General features: G+C 64.9%; 23 protein-coding genes and 3 pseudogenes. 14 read left to right on the forward strand and 12 right to left on the reverse strand.

Annotated features, from left to right (window positions below; all coding sequences use genetic code 11):
• Positions 1 to 127: 127 nt before the first annotated feature.
• From N5J71_RS12465 to N5J71_RS12480, 4 genes are all read right to left on the reverse strand, one after another.
• Positions 128 to 721, reverse strand: a complete 594-nt coding sequence (locus N5J71_RS12465) for an HAD family hydrolase (protein WP_092377589.1) — start codon at positions 719 to 721, stop codon at positions 128 to 130.
• Positions 718 to 1,587 (reverse strand): acyl-CoA thioesterase II, encoded by an 870-nt coding sequence (gene tesB, locus N5J71_RS12470; RefSeq protein ID WP_108234100.1) that lies wholly within the window; start codon positions 1,585 to 1,587, stop codon positions 718 to 720. The genes N5J71_RS12465 and tesB overlap by 4 nt, the downstream gene beginning before the upstream one ends.
• Positions 1,588 to 1,741: 154 nt before the next feature.
• Positions 1,742 to 3,331 (reverse strand): SagB/ThcOx family dehydrogenase, encoded by a 1,590-nt coding sequence (locus N5J71_RS12475; RefSeq protein WP_279916950.1) that lies wholly within the window; start codon positions 3,329 to 3,331, stop codon positions 1,742 to 1,744.
• On the reverse strand, positions 3,328 to 3,888 hold the full coding sequence (locus N5J71_RS12480; protein ID WP_279916951.1) for a GNAT family N-acetyltransferase: 561 nt from the start codon (positions 3,886 to 3,888) through the stop codon (positions 3,328 to 3,330). The genes N5J71_RS12475 and N5J71_RS12480 overlap by 4 nt, the downstream gene beginning before the upstream one ends.
• Before the next feature lie 53 nt (positions 3,889 to 3,941).
• Between N5J71_RS12480 and N5J71_RS22535 the strand changes: the two are divergent.
• The 4 genes and pseudogenes from N5J71_RS22535 to N5J71_RS12500 form a co-directional block, all read left to right on the forward strand.
• Positions 3,942 to 4,157, forward strand: a pseudogene (locus tag N5J71_RS22535) (histone deacetylase); the annotation flags it as partial.
• Between the two features lie 34 nt (positions 4,158 to 4,191).
• The gene (trhA, locus tag N5J71_RS12490) at positions 4,192 to 4,809 is read left to right on the forward strand and encodes a PAQR family membrane homeostasis protein TrhA (protein ID WP_128579772.1); all 618 of its coding nucleotides are present in this window, start codon (positions 4,192 to 4,194) and stop codon (positions 4,807 to 4,809) included.
• Positions 4,810 to 5,005: 196 nt separating this feature from the next.
• On the forward strand, positions 5,006 to 6,088 hold the full coding sequence (locus tag N5J71_RS12495; RefSeq protein ID WP_279916952.1) for an L-dopachrome tautomerase-related protein: 1,083 nt from the start codon (positions 5,006 to 5,008) through the stop codon (positions 6,086 to 6,088).
• A 194-nt stretch (positions 6,089 to 6,282) separates the two neighbouring features.
• The gene (locus tag N5J71_RS12500; protein WP_279916953.1) at positions 6,283 to 7,203 is read left to right on the forward strand and encodes a histone deacetylase family protein; all 921 of its coding nucleotides are present in this window, start codon (positions 6,283 to 6,285) and stop codon (positions 7,201 to 7,203) included.
• Positions 7,204 to 7,406: 203 nt separating this feature from the next.
• Here the strand turns inward: N5J71_RS12500 and N5J71_RS12505 are convergent, their stop codons facing one another.
• On the reverse strand, positions 7,407 to 8,540 hold the full coding sequence (locus tag N5J71_RS12505) for an aminotransferase class V-fold PLP-dependent enzyme (protein WP_074855307.1): 1,134 nt from the start codon (positions 8,538 to 8,540) through the stop codon (positions 7,407 to 7,409).
• A 302-nt stretch (positions 8,541 to 8,842) separates the two neighbouring features.
• Between N5J71_RS12505 and N5J71_RS12510 the strand changes: the two genes are divergently transcribed.
• The 3 genes and pseudogenes from N5J71_RS12510 to N5J71_RS12520 all read left to right on the forward strand — a co-directional run.
• Entirely contained in the window at positions 8,843 to 10,081 is a 1,239-nt protein-coding gene (locus N5J71_RS12510; protein WP_092377600.1) for a TIGR03862 family flavoprotein, read from the forward strand.
• A gap of 18 nt (positions 10,082 to 10,099) precedes the next feature.
• Positions 10,100 to 10,434: pseudogene (locus N5J71_RS12515) on the forward strand (response regulator); the annotation flags it as partial.
• Between the two features lie 4 nt (positions 10,435 to 10,438).
• Positions 10,439 to 10,681, forward strand: a pseudogene (locus N5J71_RS12520) (PAS domain-containing protein); the annotation flags it as partial.
• Between the two features lie 139 nt (positions 10,682 to 10,820).
• Here the strand turns inward: N5J71_RS12520 and rhlE1 are convergent.
• The 3 genes from rhlE1 to N5J71_RS12535 form a co-directional block, all read right to left on the reverse strand.
• Entirely contained in the window at positions 10,821 to 12,170 is a 1,350-nt protein-coding gene (gene rhlE1 / locus N5J71_RS12525; protein ID WP_084340285.1) for an RNA helicase RhlE1, read from the reverse strand.
• Positions 12,171 to 12,313: 143 nt separating this feature from the next.
• Positions 12,314 to 12,913, reverse strand: coding sequence for a 3'-5' exonuclease (locus N5J71_RS12530; protein WP_004424645.1), 600 nt, complete (start codon positions 12,911 to 12,913; stop codon positions 12,314 to 12,316).
• Between the two features lie 130 nt (positions 12,914 to 13,043).
• A complete protein-coding gene (locus tag N5J71_RS12535; protein WP_004424647.1) occupies positions 13,044 to 13,523 on the reverse strand; it encodes a LabA-like NYN domain-containing protein in 480 nt (159 codons plus the stop codon).
• A gap of 101 nt (positions 13,524 to 13,624) precedes the next feature.
• Between N5J71_RS12535 and N5J71_RS12540 the strand changes: the two genes are divergently transcribed.
• The 3 genes from N5J71_RS12540 to N5J71_RS12550 all read left to right on the forward strand — a co-directional run bounded on the left by N5J71_RS12540 (position 13,625) and on the right by N5J71_RS12550 (position 15,254).
• Positions 13,625 to 14,110 (forward strand): YbaK/EbsC family protein, encoded by a 486-nt coding sequence (locus N5J71_RS12540; protein ID WP_039965044.1) that lies wholly within the window; start codon positions 13,625 to 13,627, stop codon positions 14,108 to 14,110.
• 63 nt (positions 14,111 to 14,173) lie between these two features.
• Positions 14,174 to 14,842 (forward strand): YciC family protein, encoded by a 669-nt coding sequence (locus N5J71_RS12545; RefSeq protein ID WP_004424651.1) that lies wholly within the window; start codon positions 14,174 to 14,176, stop codon positions 14,840 to 14,842.
• A 31-nt stretch (positions 14,843 to 14,873) separates the two neighbouring features.
• Complete coding sequence (locus N5J71_RS12550; protein WP_242408893.1) at positions 14,874 to 15,254, forward strand: VOC family protein; 381 nt, start codon at positions 14,874 to 14,876, stop codon at positions 15,252 to 15,254.
• 65 nt (positions 15,255 to 15,319) lie between these two features.
• On the opposite strand, the gene N5J71_RS12555 is transcribed toward N5J71_RS12550, so the two are convergent.
• Complete coding sequence (locus N5J71_RS12555; protein ID WP_116617941.1) at positions 15,320 to 16,165, reverse strand: SDR family oxidoreductase; 846 nt, start codon at positions 16,163 to 16,165, stop codon at positions 15,320 to 15,322.
• Between the two features lie 32 nt (positions 16,166 to 16,197).
• Entirely contained in the window at positions 16,198 to 16,437 is a 240-nt protein-coding gene (locus N5J71_RS12560; protein WP_116617940.1) for a CDGSH iron-sulfur domain-containing protein, read from the reverse strand.
• 90 nt (positions 16,438 to 16,527) lie between these two features.
• On the opposite strand from N5J71_RS12560, the gene N5J71_RS12565 reads away from it, so the two are divergent.
• Both N5J71_RS12565 and N5J71_RS12570 read left to right on the forward strand, forming a co-directional pair.
• Entirely contained in the window at positions 16,528 to 17,619 is a 1,092-nt protein-coding gene (locus N5J71_RS12565; protein WP_279916954.1) for an endonuclease/exonuclease/phosphatase family protein, read from the forward strand.
• Between the two features lie 86 nt (positions 17,620 to 17,705).
• Positions 17,706 to 18,440, forward strand: a complete 735-nt coding sequence (locus N5J71_RS12570) for a substrate-binding periplasmic protein (RefSeq protein WP_279916955.1) — start codon at positions 17,706 to 17,708, stop codon at positions 18,438 to 18,440.
• Between the two features lie 4 nt (positions 18,441 to 18,444).
• Here the strand turns inward: N5J71_RS12570 and N5J71_RS12575 are convergent, their stop codons facing one another.
• Positions 18,445 to 19,251, reverse strand: coding sequence for a TlpA disulfide reductase family protein (locus N5J71_RS12575; RefSeq protein WP_147810768.1), 807 nt, complete (start codon positions 19,249 to 19,251; stop codon positions 18,445 to 18,447).
• Positions 19,252 to 19,258: 7 nt separating this feature from the next.
• A complete protein-coding gene (gene hrpB, locus N5J71_RS12580) occupies positions 19,259 to 21,793 on the reverse strand; it encodes an ATP-dependent helicase HrpB (RefSeq protein ID WP_279916956.1) in 2,535 nt (844 codons plus the stop codon).
• Between the two features lie 128 nt (positions 21,794 to 21,921).
• On the opposite strand from hrpB, the gene N5J71_RS12585 reads away from it, so the two are divergent.
• Positions 21,922 to 22,341 carry a periplasmic Zn2+ metallochaperone PmcY gene (locus N5J71_RS12585; protein WP_257597992.1) on the forward strand — a complete coding sequence of 140 codons (420 nt, stop codon included), beginning with the start codon at positions 21,922 to 21,924 and terminating at the stop codon, positions 22,339 to 22,341.
• Positions 22,342 to 22,345: 4 nt separating this feature from the next.
• Positions 22,346 to 23,227, forward strand: a complete 882-nt coding sequence (locus tag N5J71_RS12590) for a cation diffusion facilitator family transporter (RefSeq protein WP_004424676.1) — start codon at positions 22,346 to 22,348, stop codon at positions 23,225 to 23,227.
• Positions 23,228 to 23,572 lie beyond the last annotated feature (345 nt).

The following is a 23,572-nucleotide window of genomic DNA, read 5'->3' on the forward strand; positions in this document are numbered from 1 at the left end:
TTGCGGGGGCGTTTTTTTACGAGTCCTGACGGGACTGGGCTCCATACCGTAGCCCGGATGAAATCCGGGGGCCATTGGCGCTGCCTGGGTGTCGGCGCGACATGGACAGCATGGCGCTGTTCTGCGCTCAGCTCAGCCCCGCCAACAGCTGCGCGCAATCCTGCGCGTGCAGCTCGGTCAGCTCCGGCCAGGGGTTGTCCGGCAGGTTGACCAGCACGCTGCGCGCACCGGCGGCCTGGGCGCACTCCAGGTCGAAGCGGTAGTCGCCGACCATTACCAGCTCACGCGGCGTAACGCTCCAGCGCTCGGCCAGGTGCAGCAGCCCACCCGGATGCGGTTTGGGTGGAGCCTCGTCGCGGCCAAGAATGTCCGCCCTGGCAAAGCAGTCATCCAGGCCGATGGCCTGCAACGTCAGCAACGCCAGCGAGTGAGCATTGCGGGTGAGGATGCCGAGCTGGCAGCCACGCTCGCACAGGGTGCGCACCAGCTCGATGGCGCCCGGCGCCGGGCGCGAGGCCACCGCCAGTTCGCGCTCGTGCTCGAGCAGCCAGGCATGCTTGGCCGCGGCCTCCTCTGCCGGTAGCGCCGCCAGGTGATGAAGGATGTCCTCCTCCTGGGGAATGCCCAGCGCCCGCTTGATCGCCGGGAAATCATGCACGGCCAGGGTCAGGGTGCCGTCCATGTCGAACACCCAGTGACGTGCTTCGCGCAATCTATTCACTTCCAGTCCTCGCGCACGCGGGTCAGGCCTTCCTGCGCGGCCGAGGCCACCAGCTCGCCCTGGCGGTTATAGATGCTGGCACGGGAGAAACCACGGGCGTTGCCGGCCCAGGGGCTGTCCATGGCGTAGAGCAGCCAGTCATCCATACGCAGGTTGCGGTGGAACCACAGCGAATGGTCGAGGCTGGCCACCTGCATGAATTTCTGGAACACCGACACGCCATGCGGCTGCATCGAGGTGGTCAGCAGGTTGAAGTCACTGGCGTAGGCCAGCAGGTACTTGTGCAGTTGCGGGTCGTCCGGGAGCTCGCCGGCAGCGCGGAACCACACGTACTTGACCGGTTCACAGGGCTGCGGGGCAAAGGGGTTGATCAGCGTCACCGGGCGGATCTCGATCGGCTTGTCGCTGATCAATCGCTCACGTATGCGCTCGGGAATCATCGGCGCCACCATGCGTGCCAGCTCGGTTTCCGACTTCAGGCCCTCGGGGCCGGGAACGTCCGGCATCGGGCTCTGGTGGTGAAAACCTTCCTCCTCGTACTGGAACGAGGCACTACAGAAGAAGATGGGATGGCCCTTCTGTACCGCCACCACGCGGCGGGTGCTGAAACTGCCACCATCGCGGGTGCGCTCGACCTGATAGACCACCGGCAAACTGGCATCGCCGGGACGCAAGAAATAACCGTGCATGGAGTGCACGTGGCGCGCCTCCTCGACCGTCTGGCTGGCGGCGGAAATGCATTGGCCAAGCACCTGGCCGCCGAACAGTTGACGAAAACCGAGATCCTGGCTGCGGCCACGGAACAGGTTTTCCTCGATCTGTTCCAGGCTCAGCAGCGCGACCAGATCGTCGAGTACCTGGGTCATGGAGTGTCTCCTCGTGCAGGGGTAACAGACCGTTGAAAAACTATCTGCGTTGGCAATACTGCGTTAAAAACGCCCTCAAAATGCTCATTTAGTATACTAAACTGCGCTTTTTCGGCCGTTTTTGCCTTGTCTTGCCTGCCTCGCCTACGTTTTTTCAACGGTCTGGGAATCGCGGTTGGGAATAGGCCGGCAGGGACGTCAGGCGTTCATCCCATACAGCGCGGCCAAGGGTGAAATGGTAAAGACTTTGCCAGCCGCTGTCGGCATCGCCGAGCAATTCCCGCAAAGCGTCGTCGAAATAACAACCGATGCCAGTACCCGAAAGCCCGGCCGCCTCGGCTTCCAGATAGAGCACCTGACCAATCTGGCCACATTCCCAGTAGAGCCGTGGATAACGCCAGGCGCCATCTGCCACGGCGCCCTCCACCCGTGCCAGCATGGCCAAGGCCACACAGCCGTCGGCGGCAATGTCCTGGCCGCAGCTGAGAAACCCCGCCAGGCCACGCGCATCGCCTTCGAGCAGACGATACAGCGGCAGCTCCTCGTCCACCCGCTGCCACAGGTAATCCTCGCGCAGCGGCTGCACACCGCTGCCCGTGCGATCCAGCCAGTACAGGCCAGGCGCAAGCCCCTGCACACGATGGACGAACAGCAGCAGGTCGATCTCGCTCGGCTCACCGCTGACGGCGAACGGCACCGGCGATTGCACCGGCATCAGGCGGCGCAGCCAGGCCAGCAGCAGTGCAGCCTGAATACCGCTGCGGCCGTCCATGCTTTGCGCACTGCGCCGGCGATGCAGGATAGGCCTCAAGGGCAGGCCGGGGTTGTCATTGCGAACACCAGCAGCATCTACGCTCCAGGCGGCGCGAGGACGTGCCGGTGCACGGCATAGCCCATGTATGCGCCGCAGCTCGGGCCAGTGGCGATAGTCGCGTGACAGACGATTGGGCACACCGGCCCGCTCAAGCTGCGCCAGCCCGGTCAGCAGGGGCTCGGGCAGCGCAAACTCCATCGTCTGCGCCGGGCCGATCCACAGCAGACAGTCGCCGTGTTCGGCCTCATGAAAGCCCTCATCATCCAGCCCCAGCAGGCCGTCCAGACGCACTTCGGCCACGCCATGCAGCATGCGCACCTGCCAGCCCTGCACGCTGGCGGCGATGGCCAACGCCGCCAGGGCATGGCCGAGATCGTGCTGACAGTAGCGGTAGGCGCGCTCGCCGTACTTCCAGGCTTCGCGCCAGGCAATGCTACTCAGGCCGAGGAGAAAACCGCCGGGCGGCAGGCTGTTGGCGAGTAGCTGGCCGAGCGGCGGCGGCAGCTTGCTGCGCACCTCCAGGCCATGGACATCCGGCGCGTAGTGCGCCAGCACACCGTCCTCATCCACGACACCCGGTGGCAGCAGCAGATAGGCTTCAGTCGGGTGCAGGTTGCCGGATGACGGATTGACCCGCAGCGCCCAGCGATTGCCGCCAGCCTCCTTCCAGGCGGAAATGGCCAGGCTGTCGTACAGCAGTTGCGAGACGCTGGCTCGATTCAGTGGCGCGGGCGGCGCCTGCGGTCCGGCGAATGCAACATCGTAGGCCGGCCCCTCTTCCAGCGGGCGGTGGTACAGCTCGATCAGCCGGGCACCGTCGTAGCGACGAAACGGTGCCGGCTGAGTCGCCCAATCCAACTGCCCCGGCCCCGGTGCGAAGCGCTCGGGGGCGTGTTTGCTGAGCTGGTGATAGGCGAGCACGTCCGTCATCGCTGCGCCTCCCACTGCTCACGGCTTATGCGGTAGAGCACGTGCGGCTGCAAGGGATGACCGGACGGTACGCGCGGATGGAGAAAATCGCCGCTATCGTCGCGCTGCATACCGATGCTACGCATCACCGCCTGCGACGGCAGGTTGGCCGGCACGGTGAAACTCAATACCTCGTCCAACCCAAGCTGCTCGAAGGCCACGGCCAGTGAAGCGCGCGCCGCCTCACTGGCATAACCCTGACGCCAGTGCGCCCGCGCCAGACGCCAGCCGATTTCCACGACAGGCACGAACGGCGCATCGAAGCCGACCTGTGCCAGGCCGGTGACACCGATCAGTTCGCCAGTGTCACGCCGCTCCAACGCCCAGAAGCCAAAGCCGTGCTCATCGAAATGCGCCCGGATGCGCGCCAGCAGTTGCGCGCTCTGTTCGGCGTCCATAGGCGCGGGAAAATGACGCATCACCTCGGCATCGGCATTGAGTGCGACCAGCGCCGGCAGGTCACTGTCGCGCCAGGCACGCAGCAAGAGGCGCTCGGTGGAGGTTTCGATCAGGGGCATGGCGATTGTCTCGATTGGCTGCGACCATATGGCGTCGACTCGATGAGCACTTATTGTATGCCGCATACAGCCCGCCCTTCGCGGCCAGGCATCGTTCCCCATGGAGAAATTCCGCCTGCTGCACGATCACCTGGTCGACAGCGGCCTGACCACCGATGCCGAGCTGCATCGGCCCGAACAGTCTCCAGCGGAGGCCCTCACCCTTCGACCACATCGCTTGCTACATGACTGGCGAACTGTCATACGAGAACCCGCACAGAAAAGGTCTGGCAAAGCCAGGCGTAACGGAAGACGGCAGATAGCATGTACCACGGAGAAAAATTCAACGCCTGGAGCCACCTGATTGGCGCCGTTCTGGCGGCCATCGGTGCGGTATGGCTGCTGGTACTGGCCAGCTCCACGGGCGACCTGTGGAAGATTGTCGCAGTGGCCATCTACGGTGTCACCCTGCTATTGCTGTACAGCATCTCCACCCTCTACCACAGCATGCGCGGCCCGGCGAAACGGGTGATGCAAAAACTCGATCACCTGTCGATCTACCTGCTGATTGCCGGCAGTTACACCCCTTTCTGCCTGGTAACCCTGCGCGGCCCCTGGGGCTGGACCTTGTTCGGCATCGTATGGAGCCTGGCGCTGATCGGCATGCTGCAGGAAATCAAACCCCGCTCCGAAGCACGCGTGCTGTCGTTGATCATCTACGCGGTGATGGGCTGGATTGTGCTGGTGGCGGTAAAGCCCCTGATCGCCGCCCTGGGCATGACCGGCTTCAAATGGCTGGCGGCCGGTGGCGTGCTCTACACCGTGGGCATCATCTTCTTCGCCTACGACAGCCGCTTTCGTCATTGGCATGGCATCTGGCACCTGTTCGTCATGGCCGGCAGCCTGCTGCACTTCGTGGCGATTCTGTTCTACGTGCTGTGACGACTTTCTTGCGCCGATTGAAAGACGTTCAACCTGGGCGGTCTGTTTCGCGTGTGGTGATAAAGCCAAACTGTGCCCCACTGCCTACCTGACGCAGGGCGAATCTCCGCCGTCGTTGATCACCGAGGCAGCCGCGACAGCGGATAACGCATTTTTAGCCTATTCGCCCTTCCCAGCGCACAACAGGAAACCTGTAATGACATCTCTTTCTCGCCCCATCCGCCGTGCAGCCAGCGCCACCCTGCTGGCTCTGTCCTTGCCGTTTTTCAACTCGGCCCTTGCTGCCAAGGTCGGCGACCTGGAAGTGGTCGCCGAACTGCCGATCCGCCCCGGCAACGTCGCCCCCAGCGCGGACAACCGGGTGTTTGCCACGGTCCATCCCTTCGGCGAGCCTACTACCGCTCAACTGATCGAAATCACCGGCCGCGACAGCTACAAACCCTGGCCCACCAGCAAGTTGCAACGCGGCACCGCCGCTGCCAACGATGCGCAGATCGATACGCCGCTGGGCATCGCCATCGATGGCAAGAACCGCCTGTGGATAACCGACATGGGCCTGAACCTGGGCAAGACACGCCTGTGGGGCTTCGATGTTGCGACTGGCAGTGAGCTGTATCGTATCGAACTGCCTGCCGATATCGCGCCCAAAGACAGCTTTATCCAGGACCTGGCCGTCGACGACAAAGAGGGCTGGATCTACCTGGCGGACATTGCCAACCCCGGGCTGATCGCCGTAGAAATCAGCAGCGGCAAGACGCGGCGCTTCAGCGGTCATGCCGCGCTGCAAGCAGAACCCGACGCCAGGATGGTCATCGGCGGCGTGCCGATTCAGTTCCAGGGCAAGCCTGCCAACGTGGCGGTCAATCCGATCACCCTGTCGGTCGACCATGCCACCCTGTACTTCGGCGCCATGAACGGCAAGACCTGGTACTCGTTGCCCAGCAAGCTGCTGCGTGACGGCGCCAGCGACGAGCAAATCGCGGCGGCCATCCAGCGAGTCGGCGCCAAGCCCGTTTCCGACGGCGCCGGCACCGACGCCAAGGGACGGCATTTTTTCACCAATCTCAACGACAATGGCATCGACCTGCTCGATACCGACGGCGCGCTCAAGCCGCTGGTACGCGACGCCCGACTGGACTGGCCGGACAGCGTGCATGTGGGCCACGACGGCTGGCTGTATATCTCGGTCAATCAGCTGTACAAAACCCCGGCCTTCACCGGTGGCACCGACAGCGGCAAACCGCCTTATCGCGTGATGCGCGTGTGGCCGGGAGAATAAGCGACCCCACTATCCGTGCTCTGACGGTTTGATCGCCGATTGCACCACTTGAGTCGTTGCCCACCAGGCCACGCCCACAGCGCTGGCACTAGCCAGTACTGTGGGCCAGGCTCGGAGAAGGTTTCGATCAGGGGCGTGGCGATTGTCTCGATTGGCTGCGACCATAGCGCGTCGATTCGATGAGCACGCACTGCATGCCACTACCGTTGGTCTACCACGAGGATTACAGCCCGCCCTTCCCGGCCGGGCATCGTTTCCCCATGGAGAAATTCCGTCTGCTGCGCGATCACCTGGTCGACAGCGGCCTGACCACCGATGCTGAACTGCAACGTCCCGAGCTGTGCCCGGCGGAGATTCTCGCCCTGGTTCACTGCCCGGACTATATCGCCCGCTACATGGCTGGCGAGCTGTCATACGAGGACCAACGCCGCCTCGGCCTGCCCTGGAGCAATGCCCTGGCACGACGTACCGTGCGCGCCGTGGGCGGCTCGCTACTGACCGCCGAACTGGCGCTGCGTCACGGCCTGGCCTGCCACCTGGCTGGCGGCACGCACCACGCGCACTACGACTTCCCCTCCGGTTTCTGCATCTTCAACGACCTGGCGGTGATCGCCCGTTATCTGCTCGAAGCTGGCCGCGTGCACCGCGTACTGATTTTCGACTGCGACGTGCATCAGGGCGACGGCACCGCGCGGCTGCTGGAAGACGAACCGGACGCCGTTACCGTGTCGCTGCATTGCGAGCAGAACTTCCCGGCACGCAAGGCGCAGAGCGACTGGGATATCCCCCTACCGCGCGGCATGGGCGACGAGGACTACCTAAAGGTGGTGGACGACATCCTCAACTACCTGCTGCCGATCTACCAACCGGACCTGGTGCTCTACGATGCGGGTGTCGACGTGCACAAGGACGATGCCCTGGGCTACCTGCAACTCACTGACGCGGGCCTTGCCGCCCGTGACGAAGCCGTGCTGCAGCATTGCCTGGGCCGCGATATCCCGGTACTCGGGGTGATTGGCGGCGGCTACTCCAAGGACCACGCCGCCCTCGCCCGCCGCCACGGTATCCTGCATCACAGCGCGGCGAGGGTTTGGGCTGCGCGCGGGTTGGGCTAGACACTCGTAGGGCGGGTGAAACCCGCCAATTCGCCAGTGGCGGGTTGCACCCGCCTCCAGAAGGCATCCCCCTCCGCGACAGCATCTCCCCTCACAGAGCAACCACGGTATGGCAGCGCGAGGATTGGACTAGCCCTGTAGGGCGGGTGAAACCCGCCAATTCGCCAGTGGCGGGTTGCACCCGCCCTACGTGATCCTGACGATCAGCCGGCCAGCACCTTGTCCAACGCCTGCTCCAGGGTCGCCACGGTGCGCTCGATATTGCCCAGCTTGTCCAGCCCGAACAGGCCCAGGCGGAAGGTCTGGAAGTCGGCCGGCTCGTCGCATTGCAGCGGCACACCGGCGGCGATCTGCAGGCCGACGGCGGCGAACTTGGCGCCGGTCTTGATCTGCGCATCGTCGGTGTAACAGACCACCACGCCCGGCGCCTCGAAGCCCTTGGCGGCGACGCTCTTGAAGCCGCGCGCGGCCAGCAGTGCGCGCACCCTATCACCGAGTTCCTGCTGTTGCTCGCGCACCTTGGCGAAGCCGATGGCCTTGGCCTCCAGCATGGCGTCGCGGAAACGCGCCAGGGCATCGCTGGGCATGGTGGCGTGGTAGGCGTGGCCGCCCTGCTCGTAGGCCTGCATGATCTGCAGCCATTTCTTCAGGTCGCAGGCGAAGCTGGTGCTCTGCGTCGCTTCGACGCGCGCCTGGGCGGCTTCGCTGAGCATCACCAGCGCGCAACACGGCGAGGCGCTCCAGCCCTTCTGCGGGGCGCTGATCAGCACGTCGATGCCGCAGGCCTGCATGTCCACCCAGAGGGTGCCGGAGGCAATGCAGTCGAGCACGAACAGGCCGCCGACGGCGTGCACCGCATCGCTCACCGCGCGCAGGTAGTCGTCCGGCAGGATCATCCCCGAGGAGGTTTCCACGTGCGGGGCGAACACCACCTGCGGTTTCTCGGCGGCGATGCTCGCCAGCACCTCGTCCAGCGGCGCCGGAGCGAAGGCGGCTTGCGGGCCTTCGGCGACTGGGCGCGCCTTGAGCACATGGGCTTCGGCGGGAATCCGGCCCATCTCGAAGATCTGCGTCCAGCGGTAGCTGAACCAGCCGTTGCGGATCACCAGGCACGTCTGCTCGGTCGCCAACTGCCGCGCCACCGCCTCCATGCCGTAGGTGCCGCTGCCGGGCACGACTGCCACGGCGTGGGCGTTGTAGACCTGCTTCAGGGTGGACGAAATATCGCGCATCACGCCCTGGAACGACTGCGACATATGGTTCAGCGAGCGGTCGGTGTAGACCACCGAATATTCGAGCAGGCCATCGGGATCGATGTCGGGGCAGATTTGGGACATAACAGGCTCCAGCCGAAAAGGTTCGAGCTGAACCTGCCCCAACCCAGGGCAAATGACAAGGCCGGGGAGCACTCGGGTACCAGGCTGCTGAAAAACTACCTGCGTTGGCAATACTGCGTTAAAAACAGCCTCGCGTGCGAGCCCAGTCAAAATGCTCATTTACAGCACGTAAAGTCGAGCGCGACTCCGACCGTTTTTCGGCTGTTTTTGCGGGGCCGCCATAGGTATTGTCTTGCCTGCCTCGCCTACGTATTTCAACTGCCTGGTAGAATGCACAGCCGTTCCCTGACCGCCCCGCCACCATGACCACAGACAGCCCGACCACCGCTCATCACGTCGCCATCATCGGCGGCGGCCCTGCCGGGCTGATGGCTGCCGAAGTGCTGGCGCAAGGCGGCGTGCGCGTGGAGCTGTTCGATGCCATGCCCTCAGTGGGGCGCAAATTCCTGCTGGCCGGCGTCGGCGGCATGAACATCACCCACTCCGAGTCCAAGGACGCCTTCATCGGCCGTTATGGCGAGCGTCAGGCCGAGATCGCAGCGCTGCTGCGCGAATTCGACGCTGATGCCTTGCGCGAGTGGATTCATGGCCTGGGTATCGACACCTTCGTCGGCACCTCCGGCCGTGTGTTCCCCTGCGACATGAAGGCCGCGCCGCTGCTGCGCGCCTGGCTGCGCCGGCTGCGCGAGCTGGGCGTGATGATCCACACCCGCAGCCGCTGGCTGGGCTGGAACGCCGATGGCAGCCTGCGCATCGCCAGCGCGGACGGCGAGCGCGCCCTGGCCGCCGATGCCTGCCTGTTGGCGTTGGGCGGTGGTAGCTGGGCGCGACTGGGCTCGGATGGCGCCTGGGTGCCGCTGCTGCAGGCGCGCGGTATCGAGGTCGCGGCGTTGAAGCCGAGCAACTGCGGCTTCGAGGTCGAGGGCTGGAGCGATCATCTCAGGGAAAAATTCGCCGGGGCGCCACTGAAGAACGTCGCCTTGAGCCTGCCTGGCCAGGCGCCTCGCATCGGCGAGTTCGTGCTAACTGCAGGCGGCATCGAAGGCAGCCTGGTGTACGCCTTTTCCGCCGATATCCGCAGCGCCATCGAGGCCGACGGCCAGGCCGTGATTCACCTCGACCTGTTGCCGCGGATGCCATTGGTCAAGCTGCTGCAGGCGCTGGCCAAGCCACGCGGCAAGCACTCGATGGCCAAGCACCTGCATCGCCAGGCCGGGCTGGACGGCGTGAAGGCTGCCCTGCTGCGTGAACTGGCGCCGGCTGCCGCATTTGCCGAACCGGCTGCTCTGGCGTCCTGGATCAAGGCGCTGCCGATCACCCTGCTGCGCCCTCGGCCGCTAGATGAGGCGATCAGCAGCGCTGGCGGCGTGCCCTTCGCGGCGCTGGACGAAGGACTGATGCTCAGATCCCTGCCCGGCGTGTTCTGCGCCGGTGAAATGCTCGACTGGGAAGCGCCCACCGGCGGCTACCTGCTCACCGCCTGCTTCGCCAGCGGGCGGGTCGCGGCGCTGGGCCTACTCGACTGGTTGCATGCCGTGTAGTTGTAGGGTGGGCCGGGCGGCGAGCGCTTCAGCGCCATCTGCCAGGGTTTCATCGGCGAGACCATCGCCGGAGAGGCGCTGCTGCTGTTCCATGACTCGGAAGTGGACGACATGGCGTGCCTGCTCGGCTGGCAGCCGGAGAACAAAGCGCAAACCTCGGAGATGTTACTGGACCAGGCCAGCATGCCAGTCTCGACCAGCTGATCCAGGTCAACCGCCAGCGCTGGGGCAAAACCCTGGCCGTGGAGATCAGCTATAGCCTGGAAGGCCATGCCATCCACTTCGATCTGCTGTTGTTCACCGAAGATTCGATCAAACGCCTGACCAACAAGATCGACTACCTGATGGAGTGAGGCGATGCCCGCACAGATCGATATCAAGGAAGTTCACCGGCTGCTCGACATCGCGCAATGCATCGACGTCGGCGTGGTGGTGCTCGACCGCCAATACCGCCTCGAAGTGTGGAATGCCTTCATGGAGAACCATTCCGGGCTGGGGCCGGACCAGGTACAGGGGCGTTCGTTGTTCGAGCTGTTCCCGGACATTGACCGCCCCTGGCTGGAGCGCAAAGTGGAAAGCGTGGTGCAATTGGGCACCCGGCTACGGTTCTAGGTTTCCATGCGCCATGGCCGTCGCGGTTAAAGCCCCTCCCACGGAACATGTCCTGCCATGTGGGAGGGGCTTTAGCCGCGAGCGATCTGCCCCGGATTTCACCCGTGCTACAACTGAGTGCGCTGCCCTACTTCTTGCCGCCTTTGGGCTTGCTGCCGAAGCTCGGTACCTTGCGCACAGCCTTGGCCTTGGGCTTGGCGTCCTCTTCCTCGAACCAGCGGCCGAGGTGAATATTGCCCCTGCCGCCGCTCTTCGCGGCGCCCGCACCGGGGATCAGCTTCTGCTTGGGTTTCTTCGGTTTTTTCAGCACCTGGCCACCGACCGCCGTCAGCGGTACGCGGTGATCGGGGATGAAGTCCGGCTCATCGACACGCTTGATCAATTGCTGGGTCAGGTTCTCGATCGCCGCCAGTTGATCCACCTCGTCGGCGCAGACCAGGGAGATCGCCTCGCCCGTACTGCCGGCGCGGCCGGTACGACCGATACGGTGCACGTAGTCTTCGGCGTTGATCGGCAGGTCGAGGTTGACCACCAGCGGCAGGTCATCGATATCCAGGCCACGCGCGGCCACGTCGGTGGCCACCAGAATCTGCACCTCGCCAGCCTTGAAGCGTTCCAGTGCGCGCAGGCGGCTCGGCTGTGGCTTGTCGCCGTGAATCGAATCGGCTGACACGCCCATGGCCAGCAGCTCCTGTTCGAGCTGATCGACACCCTTGCGGGTCTTGGCGAACACCAGCACCTGGCCCCAGCGTTTTTCCTGCAGCAGGTGCAGGAGCAGCTCGCTCTTGCGCTTCTTGTCCACCGGGATCAGCCATTGCTTGACGGTCTTGGCAGCAGCGTTGCGCGGACTGACCTCGACCGACAGCGGGTCGCGCAGCAGCTCGCCGGCCATCTGCCGGATGGCATCGGAAAAGGTGGCGGAGAACAGCAGGGTCTGGCGCTTTTTCGGCAGTGCACTGAACAGCTCGTCCAGCTCGCGGGCAAAACCCAGGTCGAGCATGCGGTCGGCCTCATCCAGCACCAGGGTCTGCAACTGGGAGAACTTCACCGCGTTCTGCCGATACAGGTCGAGCAGTCGCCCCGGCGTGGCCACCAGCACATCGACGCCCTTGCGCAGCTTCATCATCTGCGGGTTGATGCTGACCCCGCCGTACACCGCATAGCTGGTCAGCGGCAGGTGCTGGCCGTAGCTCAAAAGGCTCTGCAGCACCTGCTCGGCCAACTCGCGGGTCGGCGTCAGCACCAGCGCGCGCACGCTGTTGCTGGCGACCTGCGGGCCTTCCAGGGTCAGGCGCTGCAGCAGCGGCAGGGCGAAACCAGCGGTCTTGCCGGTGCCGGTCTGCGCCGCGGCCATCAGATCACGACCCTTGAGCACGGCCGGGATGGCCTGGCTCTGTACCGGGGTCGGGGTCTGGTAGTCGAGATCAGCAAGGGTATGCAGCAACGGCTCGATCAAACCGAGAGAGGCGAAGGTCATGACGGGTAACCGCAGGAAGTAAAAGAACTGGCGCGTAGTTTACCCGTGCCAACCCGCTTGTAGGAGCCCGCTTGCGGGCGATCCGTTGCCAATCGCCCGCAAGCGGGCTCCTACACAAGAAGCGGCGTACGATGTAAGCCGGGCTACGATGTGGCCAACAACGCCCGCACCTTGGCCGCCGACAGATTCTGCAACTGGCAGAGAAAGGCATGATCGGCCTGGTGCCGGCCATGGCGCTCGCGCAACAGGCCGAACAGGTGCAGTGTCAGGTTCGCTGCCATCTCGGCATCGGCCAGCGCACGGTGGGCGCGGCCGGTATCCGGCAGGCCGGCCCAGGCATTGAGGTTGCCCAGCTTGTGGCTTGGCGCCTCGGGCAGCAGACGGCGCGACAGCAGCAGCGAACAGGCGAAGGGCTGCGCACGACGCCGGCGTACCCGCGCCAGCTCGGCGTCCCAGAATTTCTGGTCGAAGGAAGCGTTATGCGCCAGCAACGGCCTTTCGCCGATGAAGTCGGCCACCTCGTTCATCACCTGCTCCGACGGCGGCGCCTTGCGCAGCATGGCGTTGCTGATACCGGTGAGCTGCTCGATGAATGGCGGCACCCAGGCGCCGCTATTCATCAGGCTCTGGTAGCGGTCGACGATGCGCCCGTCCTCGATGATCGCCACGCCGATTTCGGTGGCGCGCGCCTGAGCCGGCGACACGCCAGTGGTTTCGAAGTCGATGACGGCAATGGATTCCACGTAAAACCTCAGAACATGTGAAAAAGTCGTCGCGAGCGATGGCAGGTCGCGTTTCGCCTGCGCGCAGCAAGCGGAGTGTATTGAAATACATGAGCATGGCGAGCACAGCGGTGAACCTGCTGACAGCGTCTCAGTGATTGCGCAGCAACAATTCACCCTCGATGGGCACGTACAAACTGGCCGCGCGAATCAGCGACTGCGCCGTCAGCCCGGGCGCGCCATAGGCGATGGCCTCGACGCCACGACTGCGCACGCGCTCGAGCAGCAGGTCGAAGTCGCCGTCACCGGAGGCCAGGACGATCTCGTCGACGCGCTCGACGGCATCGAGCACGTCAATGGTGATGCCGACATCCCAGTCGCCCTTGGCCGAGCCGTCGCTGCGCTGGATGTAGGGTTTGAGCTTCACGGTGAAGCCCAGCTTGCGCAGGGTCTGCTGGAACTGCTGCTGTTTGGCGTCACCACGGTCAATGGCATAGGCGTACGCCTCGACGATTACGCCACGGCGGCTGACCTCGGCCCACAGCACGCTGTAGTCGAAGTGGCAGCCATAGACCTGGCGCACCGTGTAGTAGAGGTTCTGCACATCGGCGAATACGGCGATCTTCTTCACCGGGAGTCCTCGGGGGCGACGAAGGCACCAGTATGCCAGAGCTGGGCCGCGGATGCGGCCGGGGCTGGCCCGAGCGCGGCGCAGCCCCTATCCTTGGCGCCATGACGTTTCTACAACAGCTGTGCCAGCGTAACCTCGACCTGCTCCAGAGCCAGGGAATCAGCCACCGCCTGGTCGAGCATGAGCCGGTGCTGGATTACCCCACCGCCCATGCCGTGCGCCAACGTTTCGGCCTGCGCGGCGTGGAGAGCAAGAGTTTGTTCCTGCGCACCGGTGCTCAACGCTACGCCATGCTGATCAGCCTCGAAGGCGCCCGCGCCGACTGGGCCAGGCTCAAGACGCTGCTCGGCAGTCGCCCGCGCATCGCCAGCGACGAGGAACTGATCGAGCAAACCGGCTGCGTGCCGATGTGTGCCTGTCCGTTCGGCCATGACGCCGGCATCACCCTGCTGATCGACCGCGCGGTGCTGGCCTGCGACTTCCTGCTGTATTCACCCGGCCCACCCGAACTGACCCTGGAAGTGCCCGGCAGCGAACTGCCGCGTCTGCTCAAGGCGCAGCCCAACGCGCAGCTGGAGTACTCTTGAACCCATTCGACTGCCCCGGCGAACGGCCACAGCGCCCACGCCCTCACACTTGGTAACCTGCCGATGAAGCCTCTGTCCGTGCTGCGCGACGCCTGGTTTTTCTCCAGCCACAACCTGCTGGCCATTGCCCGCCTGACCCTGCCGCTGTTGCTGCTCGAAGCCATCGCCCAGACGATCCTCGCCGCCCAGCTCGGCGAAGGCGCCAACCCGGCCTATGGCGTGCTGCTCGGCATACTCTTCTACCCGCTGTATGCCGCACCGCTGATTCTCTTCCTGCATGCGCGCAGCATCGGCCAGACGCCCGGCAACGCGCAGCTGTTCGCGGCCGGGCTGCAACTGTGGCCGACCTTCGCCCTGATGACCGGATTGAGCACTCTGGCAATCATGCTCGGCCTGTCGCTGTTCATCGTGCCGGGCATCTGGATCATGATGCGCCTGGCCTTCTCCGAACTGATTCTGGTACTGCGCCAGGAGCCGCCGCTACGCGCGTTGCAGGCCAGCTTCACGTTGACCGAGGGGCGCTTCTGGCCGGTGTTCACCTGCCTGGCCAACGTGCTGGTGCCGTTGTGGCTGCTCGACTGGTGGACGCAGCCGAGCCAGAGCGACACCCTGCTATGGGTGCTGCATCAGACCGGCAACGGCTTCCTGCAGTTGTTCGCCATCGTGGTGCTGTTCCGCCTGTTCATGCTGCTCGAACCGCAGCAGGCGGCAAATGGTGAGAACAGTGACTAGGCTTGCTGTTTTCCCCGGCCCGGAGCGCGCCATGAGCGAAACGAACCCCAGCATCCTGTCCCACGTATCCATCGGCACCAATGACTTCGAGGCTACCAGCACCCTCTACGCCAAGGTGCTTGCCACCCTCGGTTGTCGGGAAATCATGCGCCATCCTGGGGCGGTGGCCTTCGGCCGCGATTACCCGGAGTTCTGGATGCAGACGCCAATCAATGGTCAGCCGGCGACCCTCGGCAACGGCAGTCACTTCGGCTTCGTCGCCCCGGACAAGGCCTCGGTGCATGCCTTTCACGAGGCAGCTTTGGCAGCCGGCGGCCAGGACGAAGGCCAGCAGATCGATATCCAGCCCCTGCAACTGACCGTTCTCGTCCTCCATGCGAAAGGGCGGCCAGAGGTCGGTCATCACCCGTAGGGATTCGCCTTCGCCAGCCCGGCACAGAGGCGTCAGAATCAACAGTGCGAGTAGCCAAAGACGCATCAATTGCGCCCCGAACGCTGTGGCCGCAACCCGGAAAGCCGCGGTAGCAACACCCGCTCGAACAACCTCGGGAAGAAGCGCGCCAGCACCCGGGCGCGCCAATCGACGTTGGACAACACCAGCAGCCGCCGACGCTTGAGTGCCCCATGATAGATGGCCTCGGCGACATCCTGCGGCGAGGCCACCTTGCCCATCGCCAAGGGCGGTTGGGCAGCCACCGAGCCGTCACCGACCAGAGCGTTCTTGCGCAGGTCGGTCGCGGTAAAACCTGGGCACACCAGCATCACGTTCACACCCGAGCCCTTGAGCTCAAAGCGCAGCGTCTCGAACAAGCCATGCAGCGCGTGCTTGCTGGCGTTGTAAGCGCTGCGATAGAGCAACGGCGCGATACCCGATAGTGAGCTGAGGACGATGATCTGCCCGCCGCGGGCAATCAGGCTGGGCAGCGCTGCCTGGGTGCAGTAGAGCGCGCCGAAATAGTTGACCGCCATGACCCGCTGGAACACTTCCAGACTGGTCTCGGCGAAGGTGCTGCGATGAGTGATGCCGGCATTGTTGACCAACACATCGATACCGCCGAAACGTTCCACCACCAGCGCCACCGCGCGCTGCACCGCCTCGGCGTCAGCCACGTCGCAGAGCAGCCCCAGCGCCTCGGCGTTGTGATGATCGGCCAGGTGCTGCACCAGGCTGTCCAGCGCTGCCTGCTGCAGATCGAGAATCACCAGGCGCGCACCAGCCTGGGCCAGGCGTATCGCCAAGGCGCGACCGATGCCGGCACAACCACCCGTGATGAGTACGACCTTGCGGTCGAACACCTTGTTGGCGAATACCTTGCGATACATGCGCTGCTCCCGCTGCCCTGGACTCGGCGACACTACAACCTGTTATGGCTGCCATCGCAACAGGGCGGCGTGGCTGTGTGCTTGCAGCCACAGAAAAATACCTGTTCGGCGCGCTCGGCATGGTACTTCAGTGGCGTCAGCCCGCTGCCCTTGTGGCTGCCATCGCAGAATGGCTGGCTGGCGCTGCGCCCACAACGGCACCAGAAATAATCCCGCCCGACCTCCACATCCACCGCGTAGGGGCCACGCTGAGCGATCAGCGGCTGGTTCATCGCAACCTCCCGGCAGGATCGCGCATGCCTGGGCCGACAGGCCGCAGTCAGGTATCCTCGCCTCCTTCCAGCATAGTCGCCCGTTTCGCCATGTCCCTGCCTCGCCCGCTTCGCCTGCTCCTGCTCATTGTGTTGCCATTGCTCGCTGTGCTGATTGCGCTGGTGTACAGCCTGACCTGGCGCCCGCTGCCCCATGAAGAAGCAGCCGTGTCATGCAGCGGGCAGGTTGCGCAGCTGCAGCCCGGCCAGGCACTCAAGGTGATGACCTGGAACGTGCAGTACCTGGCCGGCAAGCGCTACGTGTTCTGGTACGACCTGCCCGGCGGCGATGGACCGGACGAGCGCCCGAGCAGTGAAGCGCTGGCGCTGACGCTCGATGAAGTGGTGCGTGTGCTGCGTGCCGAGCAACCGGATGTGGTGCTGTTGCAGGAGCTGCACGATAACGCCAGGGCCAGCGACCACCAGGATCAACTGGCCCTGCTGCAGGCGCGCCTGGGCGACCTCTACCCCTGCAGCAGCCAGGCGTTCTACTGGAAGGCCGCGTTCGTCCCGCACCCACGCATTCTCGGCAGCGTCGGCATGAAGCTGGGCACCCTCAGCCGCTTCCAGATCGCCCGCGCCGAACGCCTGCAACTGCCCATGCTCGAAACGGATCTGCTGAGCAGCCAGTTCCAGCTCAAGCGCGCGCTGCTGGTCAGCTACCTGCCTATCCGTGGCGGCGAGGAACTGGTGGCGATCAACACCCATTTCGATGCCTTTGCTCAGGGCCAGAGCACCATGCAACGCCAGGTGCAGATGACCGATGCCCTGCTCCAGCAGCTACAGGACGCGGGCAAGACCTGGGTGCTGGGTGGCGACCTCAACCTGCTGCCACCGGGTCAGTTCCAGCGTCTGCCGGAAGATCAGCGCAGCTGGTACGCCGCCGACAGCGAACTGCGGGACCTGGCCCGTCGCTACCCGATGATCCCCACCCTGCAGCAGGCCAGCGGCACAGAGCAGGCGCGGTGGTACACCCACTATCCCAACGACCCGGCCGCCAGTGGCCCGGATCGCACCCTCGACTACCTGTTCTACAGCCCGCGCCTGACCCCGCTCGCCAGCCAGGTTCGCCAGCGCGATACCTTGGCGATCTCCGATCATTTGCCGGTGATCGGGCGTTTCTTCCTGCCCAGCCAGGAATGAACCGGGCTGGACAAGCCAACCCGGTTTTGTCCATGCTAGCCGGGTATTACAAAAAAAAGACAAGACGGCCAATCGCCGCGATCCAAATGCCTAAACGCTTCTGCCTGCTACTCATTGCCCTGCTCTGGCTGCCGGCTCTCTGCACTGCCGAGGTCAGGCCACGCATTCATGTGGGGTACTACGAGTTTCCGCCCTTTTCCTATACCGACGCCCAGGGTCAACCCAGCGGCTCGGGGCTTGATCTGACGGCGCGCCTGCTCGAGGCGGCAGGCTATGAAGCCGACTTTCGCTCCTACCCCGGCGCACGACTCTACAGCGGCCTGCTCGATGGCAGCATCCAGCTCTGGGCTGGCGCATCCGGCAAACCGCAGTTGGTCGAGCACACCCTCGAAGGCAAGCACCTGCTGGGGGAGATCACCCTCAACCTGTATTTTCGCCACGACACACCTGCACCGCGCATTCCGGATGATCTGCAGGATCGTGGGGTGATCCTGATCACCGGCTACAGCTACTGGCAGGACGTCAATCAATGGCTGACAGATCCGGCGCGCAATATCACTCATCACCGTACCGCCAACCACACCTCGGCCCTGGAAATGCTCCAGCGCCGACGTGGCGACTACCTGCTGGACTACCAGGCGCCCGTTGAACAGGCCATGCGCACGCTGGGCATGGCTGAACTGCCCTTCGTCGAGGTACAGCGTCTGCCGCTGCGGCTGATCTATTCGCGACGTGCGCCTGATGCCGAGCGCCTGCGCGATGATCTGGACCGGGCCTATCAGCGCTTGCAGGATGCCGGCGAGGATCTGCAGCTGTACTGACCCTTCAATCGCCGCGCAGCCTGGCCAGCGCTCGCTCGAGACTCGCGTGCGACAGCTCGCCGAGATGGCTGCCAATCTGCCGCCCCTCGGCGTCGTAGAACAGCGTGGTGGGCAGTGCACGCGAGCCCACCAGTTGCCCCAGCTTGACCTGTTCGTCGAGCAGCAGATGATCCAGGCTCAAGTGCTGCGCGGCGAGAAAATCAGCCACCAACGCAGCACTTTCGCCCTGATTGACGAAGAGAATGGTGATGGCCGACTCACGCTGCTGCGCCTGCATCAGCACCGGCATCTCACGCCGACACGGCGGACACCAGGTCGCCCACAGATTGACCACCAACGGCTGGCCGGCGTAATCACGCAGGTTCACCGGGCGGCCCTGCATGTCGCGCACCTGCAGATCAGGCAAGCGCGTGCCCTGCTCCAGCGCGTGCAGCATCAGGTTGCCAGCGAGCCACAGCGTCAGGCCAACGGCCATCGCAACGCCCAACGGCCGGCGCACCCGCGCCTGGCGCCAGCAATACCAGACACCCATTGCCAGCCCGGCAAGTACACCCGGCCAGGCGATGAAACCACCGTCGCGAATATCCAGGGCACGCCAGGGCGCATCGCGGTAGAACTCGGCATACACCAGCACGAAGGCCAGGCGTGCCACCAGCAGCCCGACCAGCAGTGCGCGGAACAGCTGGCGTTCGGGGTTGCAACCGTGCCGACGCCCGATCAACCAGCCGACCAGGGTTGCCAGCAGCAAGCTGGCGAACAGCAGCACATGGGTGACACCCAGGGCCAGCGGCCCGACGTTCAGAGTCAACATTCACCCCTCACTTTCTTGGTTTGGCGCGCGCCGTGGGTTCGGCAATCAAGGGATCCTCCGGCCAGTAATGCTTCGGATAGCGGCCTTTCAAATCCTTCTTCACCTCGGCGTAGGTATTGGCCCAGAAACTGGCCAGATCCTGGGTCACCTGCACCGGGCGGCGGGCCGGTGACAGCAAATGCAGCTTGAGGCCGAGGCGTCCGCCGGCGATGCGCGGCGTCGCGGCCAGGCCGAACAGCTCCTGCAGGCGCACGGCGAGCACCGGCGGGTTTTCCGTGTAGTCGATGGCGATGCGCGAGCCGGACGGCATGCTCAGTGCGCGCGGCGCCAGCTCGTCGAGGCGTTGCGGCAGCGGCCAGGGCAGCAACGTCTGCAGGATCGAGGGCAGATCGAGGCCTGCGAAGTGGCTGAGGCGGTTGACCTTGCTTAAGAATGGCGTCAGCCACTGCTCGAGGCTGGCCAGCAGGGCAGCATCGGACAAGTCCGGCCACTCACTCTGCCCCTGTTGCTGCAGGTCCAGCTCGCGCAACAACGCCACCCGCGCCTGCCACTGGCGCAGCTCCGACGTCCAGGGCAGCAGCTCCAACCCCTTGCGCCGTACCAGGCCGACCAGCGCACGGCCGCGCGCCGCCTCGTCCAGCGCGGCCAGCGCCTGGCGTTCCAGCACCAGCTCGCCGACCTTGCGCTGGCGCTCGGCGCGCAGCACGCCTTCACGCTCGTCCCAGTCGAGCACGTCCAGCGTCGCGACCAGCTCGGCGAGCTCACGCTCGAACAGCGCCGGGTCGAGATCGGCAGCCAGGTAGATGCGCTCCTCGCGCTGGCCCTGGCGACTGCCCAGGTCAGCGACCACCAGCCATTCGTGCTTCATCAGGGCATCGGTTTCACCGAACTGCGCGGCGCGGCCATTGGCCAGGCGGTAGTCGGCGCCACCGGCGCGGCGCTGCTGGGCGATGCGATCCGGGTAGGCGAAAGCCAGCAGGCAGCCGAGCCAGCGCGGATGTTCGGGGTCGCTCACCGCCTGAGTGACCGGCCGATGCCTGATCAGCCCGTGAAACTGTTTCGCCAGTTGCCGCGCACGCTGCACGCCGCCTTGGGCAGAGCGAGTGGCGCGGCTTTCGCCACTGAGCAGGGCCAGGCGACCCTGCAGATCAGCGCCACCGCCGCGCAGAATATCGCGTTCCGACAGCAGCGCCGCCAGGTCGCAGGCCAGCGCACCGAGCCCCAGCGCCTGGCCACGCAGCAGCAGATGGGCGATACGCGGATGGCTCGGCAGCTCGGCCATGGCCTGGCCATGGGCATTGAGTGCACCACGCTCGTCCAGCGCGCCGAGGCGGTCGAGCAGATCCAACGCCTGGGCATAGGCTGCTGGCGGTGGCACATCGAGCCAGCTCAGCTCCTGCGGCGTCACGCCCCAGCGCAGCAGTTGCAGAGCCAGGCCGGCCAGATCGGCCTGCAGGATTTCCGCGCTGGAATAGGCGCTGAGCTGTTCGTGCTGCGCCTGCGACCACAAGCGGTAGCAGACGCCCGGCTCCAGGCGCCCGGCACGACCGGCACGTTGAGTGGCCGAAGCGCGGGAGATGCGCTGGGTGTCGAGGCGTGTCATGCCGCTGGCCGGGTCGAAGCGCGGCACCCGCGCCAGGCCGGCATCGATGACCACACGCACGCCGTCGATGGTCAGGCTGGTCTCGGCGATGTTGGTCGCCAGCACCACCTTGCGTTTGCCTGCCGGGGCCGGCTCGATGGCCGCACGCTGGGCAGCCAGGTCCAGTTCGCCGTGCAGCGGGCAGACCAGCACATCCGGCCGATTGCCCAGCGCCTCCTGCAACTGCTCGGCCACGCGGCGAATCTCGGCCTGGCCGGGCAGGAACACCAGCAGGCTGCCGGATTCATCAGCCAACGCCTGCTGCAGCGTCTGCAGCACGCGCGGTTCGATCCACTCGCCTGCCTGGAACGGCGCCCCCCAGCGGATATCCACCGGGAACATGCACCCTTCGCTGCGCAGCACCGGCGCATCACCAAGCAATGCCGACAGACGCTCGCCTTCGAGAGTGGCGGACATCAGCAGCACCTTGAGCGGCGCCTCGCCACTGTCTGCGCCGCGGAACATGGCGCGGCCATTGAGCGTCAGCGCCAGGGCCAGATCGGCATCGAGGCTGCGCTCGTGAAATTCATCGAATATCACCAGGCCGACGCCATCCAGCGCCGGATCGTCCTGTAAGCGGCGGGCGAGGATGCCCTCGGTGACCACTTCGATGCGCGTGTTCGGCCCGACCTTGCTGTCCAGGCGAATGCGATAGCCAACCGTCTCGCCCACTCGCTCACCTAGCTCGCTGGCCAGGCGCTCGGCCGCAGCACGCGCTGCCAGGCGGCGCGGCTCAAGCATGAGGATGGTTTGCCCCGCCAGCCAGGGCGCGTCGAGCAGCGCCAGCGGCACGCGGGTGGTCTTGCCGGCGCCGGGCGGCGCCTCCAGCACGGCTTCGTGACGGGCGGACAAGGCATCGCGCAGGGCGGGCAGCAGCGAATCGATCGGCAGGGTATTCATCATTTCTCCACAGCAGGCCGGCGATTATAACGGCGAACCGCCTGCCAACTTGCGGGTCTGAAACAGCGCGCTGCAGTTTTGCAATCATCGCCTTGCTATAGTTGCGCCACTTTTTTCTGGAGGTGCTCATGCGCACGAAATCCCGCGTTATCGTCGGCGTTGTCGCCGCTACCCTGCTCGCTCAACTGACCGCTTGCGGCTCGATCTTCTATCCGGATCGCCGTGGCCAGATCGAAGGTAAAATTGACCCGGTGATCGCCGGGGCCAACGCCATCGGTATCCTGTTCTACGTGATTCCTGGCCTGATCGCCTTCGCCATCGACTTCGCCACCGGCGCCATCTACCTGCCCGAAGGCCAGACCGCTCAGATCGATCCGCAGCAGCTCAAGCAGCTGATCGGTGAGGACGGCAAGGTCGACCAGTACGCCCTGAAAACACTGATCGAGACCAGCACCGGCCATCAACTGCCACTCGACGATCCGCGTCTGATCCAGCACAGCGGTAGCGCCGAACAACTGGCCGCCTACGGTCTGCGTCCGGCAGCCTGACAGCATGCATACACCCCAGCACGCCAGGCTGATGCGCCTGGCCACCCGGGCAGCGCTGACGGTGGCGCTGACCCTGGTGCTGGCCAAGGCGATTGCCTGGTGGCTGAGTGGTTCGGTCAGCCTGCTGGCGGGTCTCACCGATTCGCTGCTCGACAGCGCCGCTTCGCTGATCAACCTGATCGCCGTGCACTTCGCCCTGCGCCCGGCCGATGAGGATCACCGCTACGGTCATGGCAAGGCCGAAGCGCTGGCCGGGCTCGGCCAGGCGCTGTTCATCGGCATCAGTGCCGTACTCATCGGCCTGCAAGGCGTCGAGCGCCTGCAGTCGCCGCAGCCGCTGGCAGCCGAGGGTATCGGCATCGCGGTGATGCTGCTGTCGCTGGCGCTGACCGTGGCCCTGCTGGCGTTCCAGCGCAAGGTGGTGCGGGAAACCGGCTCCACGGCCATCCATGCCGATTCGCTGCACTATCGCTCCGATATCCTGCTCAACAGCAGCATCCTGCTTGCCCTGCTGCTGACCCGCTTCGGCTGGCAGCAGATGGATGCGATCTTCGCCATCGGTATCGCCGTCTATATCTTCTGGAGCGCCCTGAGCATCGTGCGCGGCGCGATTGCCGTGCTGATGGATGAGGAACTGCCCGGCGAAACCACCCAGCACATGTACGCGCTGGCCACAGCCGTACCGGGCGTGCTCGGCGCCCACGACCTGCGCACGCGCATCTCCGGCACGCGCTGGTTCGTCCAGCTGCACCTGGAACTGCCGGGCGAGATGAGCCTGTCGCAGGCCCACGCCCATTGCGTCGCCGTGGAAAAGGCCATTCATGATCACTATCCGCGTGCCGAGGTACTGGTACACGCCGACCCGCAGGAAGTGATCCAGCACTGACCTGAGCGCCCCGGCTTGCGGCCGTCGCAAATGCCAGGCAAGAAAAAGGGGCCTTGCGGCCCCCTCGGGGAATCTGTCCGGTGCTGGCGATGTTGTCGCCGCTTTCGTCGCCTGCCTGGTTGGGCAGTGCGGACCCGGGTGCCGGTGCGGTCCGGTAGGACCGTCGGCGCCGGCTCACCTGGTTGGGCGAGGCCGGTAGGACTTGTCGTCCGGGCCGTGAAACTGAGAGAAAGCTTACGCCCGCCGCGCCGAAATAAGATTGCTAATATTGCTTACAAATTTACCAATTGCGCAATTTACAACTAAGGGAGCACTATCTAGCGCAATCAAATAATGAGCCAGATG

The organism is Ectopseudomonas oleovorans (assembly GCF_029845265.1).
Classification (GTDB): domain Bacteria; phylum Pseudomonadota; class Gammaproteobacteria; order Pseudomonadales; family Pseudomonadaceae; genus Aquipseudomonas; species Aquipseudomonas oleovorans.

What these genes read in the sequence shown, in the direction of transcription:
- tesB (WP_108234100.1), bottom strand. Translation starts at nt 1,587, where the DNA reads ATGACCCAGGTACTCGACGATCTGGTCGCGCTGCTGAGCCTGGAACAG.
- N5J71_RS12475 (WP_279916950.1), bottom strand. Translation starts at nt 3,331, where the DNA reads ATGACGGACGTGCTCGCCTATCACCAGCTCAGCAAACACGCCCCCGAG.
- N5J71_RS12480 (WP_279916951.1), bottom strand. Translation starts at nt 3,888, where the DNA reads ATGCCCCTGATCGAAACCTCCACCGAGCGCCTCTTGCTGCGTGCCTGG.
- trhA (WP_128579772.1), top strand. Translation starts at nt 4,192, where the DNA reads ATGTACCACGGAGAAAAATTCAACGCCTGGAGCCACCTGATTGGCGCC.
- N5J71_RS12495 (WP_279916952.1), top strand. Translation starts at nt 5,006, where the DNA reads ATGACATCTCTTTCTCGCCCCATCCGCCGTGCAGCCAGCGCCACCCTG.
- N5J71_RS12500 (WP_279916953.1), top strand. Translation starts at nt 6,283, where the DNA reads ATGCCACTACCGTTGGTCTACCACGAGGATTACAGCCCGCCCTTCCCG.
- N5J71_RS12505 (WP_074855307.1), bottom strand. Translation starts at nt 8,540, where the DNA reads ATGTCCCAAATCTGCCCCGACATCGATCCCGATGGCCTGCTCGAATAT.
- N5J71_RS12510 (WP_092377600.1), top strand. Translation starts at nt 8,843, where the DNA reads ATGACCACAGACAGCCCGACCACCGCTCATCACGTCGCCATCATCGGC.
- rhlE1 (WP_084340285.1), bottom strand. Translation starts at nt 12,170, where the DNA reads ATGACCTTCGCCTCTCTCGGTTTGATCGAGCCGTTGCTGCATACCCTT.
- N5J71_RS12540 (WP_039965044.1), top strand. Translation starts at nt 13,625, where the DNA reads ATGACGTTTCTACAACAGCTGTGCCAGCGTAACCTCGACCTGCTCCAG.
- N5J71_RS12545 (WP_004424651.1), top strand. Translation starts at nt 14,174, where the DNA reads ATGAAGCCTCTGTCCGTGCTGCGCGACGCCTGGTTTTTCTCCAGCCAC.
- N5J71_RS12550 (WP_242408893.1), top strand. Translation starts at nt 14,874, where the DNA reads ATGAGCGAAACGAACCCCAGCATCCTGTCCCACGTATCCATCGGCACC.
- N5J71_RS12555 (WP_116617941.1), bottom strand. Translation starts at nt 16,165, where the DNA reads ATGTATCGCAAGGTATTCGCCAACAAGGTGTTCGACCGCAAGGTCGTA.
- N5J71_RS12560 (WP_116617940.1), bottom strand. Translation starts at nt 16,437, where the DNA reads ATGAACCAGCCGCTGATCGCTCAGCGTGGCCCCTACGCGGTGGATGTG.
- N5J71_RS12565 (WP_279916954.1), top strand. Translation starts at nt 16,528, where the DNA reads ATGTCCCTGCCTCGCCCGCTTCGCCTGCTCCTGCTCATTGTGTTGCCA.
- N5J71_RS12570 (WP_279916955.1), top strand. Translation starts at nt 17,706, where the DNA reads ATGCCTAAACGCTTCTGCCTGCTACTCATTGCCCTGCTCTGGCTGCCG.
- N5J71_RS12575 (WP_147810768.1), bottom strand. Translation starts at nt 19,251, where the DNA reads ATGTTGACTCTGAACGTCGGGCCGCTGGCCCTGGGTGTCACCCATGTG.
- hrpB (WP_279916956.1), bottom strand. Translation starts at nt 21,793, where the DNA reads ATGAATACCCTGCCGATCGATTCGCTGCTGCCCGCCCTGCGCGATGCC.
- N5J71_RS12585 (WP_257597992.1), top strand. Translation starts at nt 21,922, where the DNA reads ATGCGCACGAAATCCCGCGTTATCGTCGGCGTTGTCGCCGCTACCCTG.
- N5J71_RS12590 (WP_004424676.1), top strand. Translation starts at nt 22,346, where the DNA reads ATGCATACACCCCAGCACGCCAGGCTGATGCGCCTGGCCACCCGGGCA.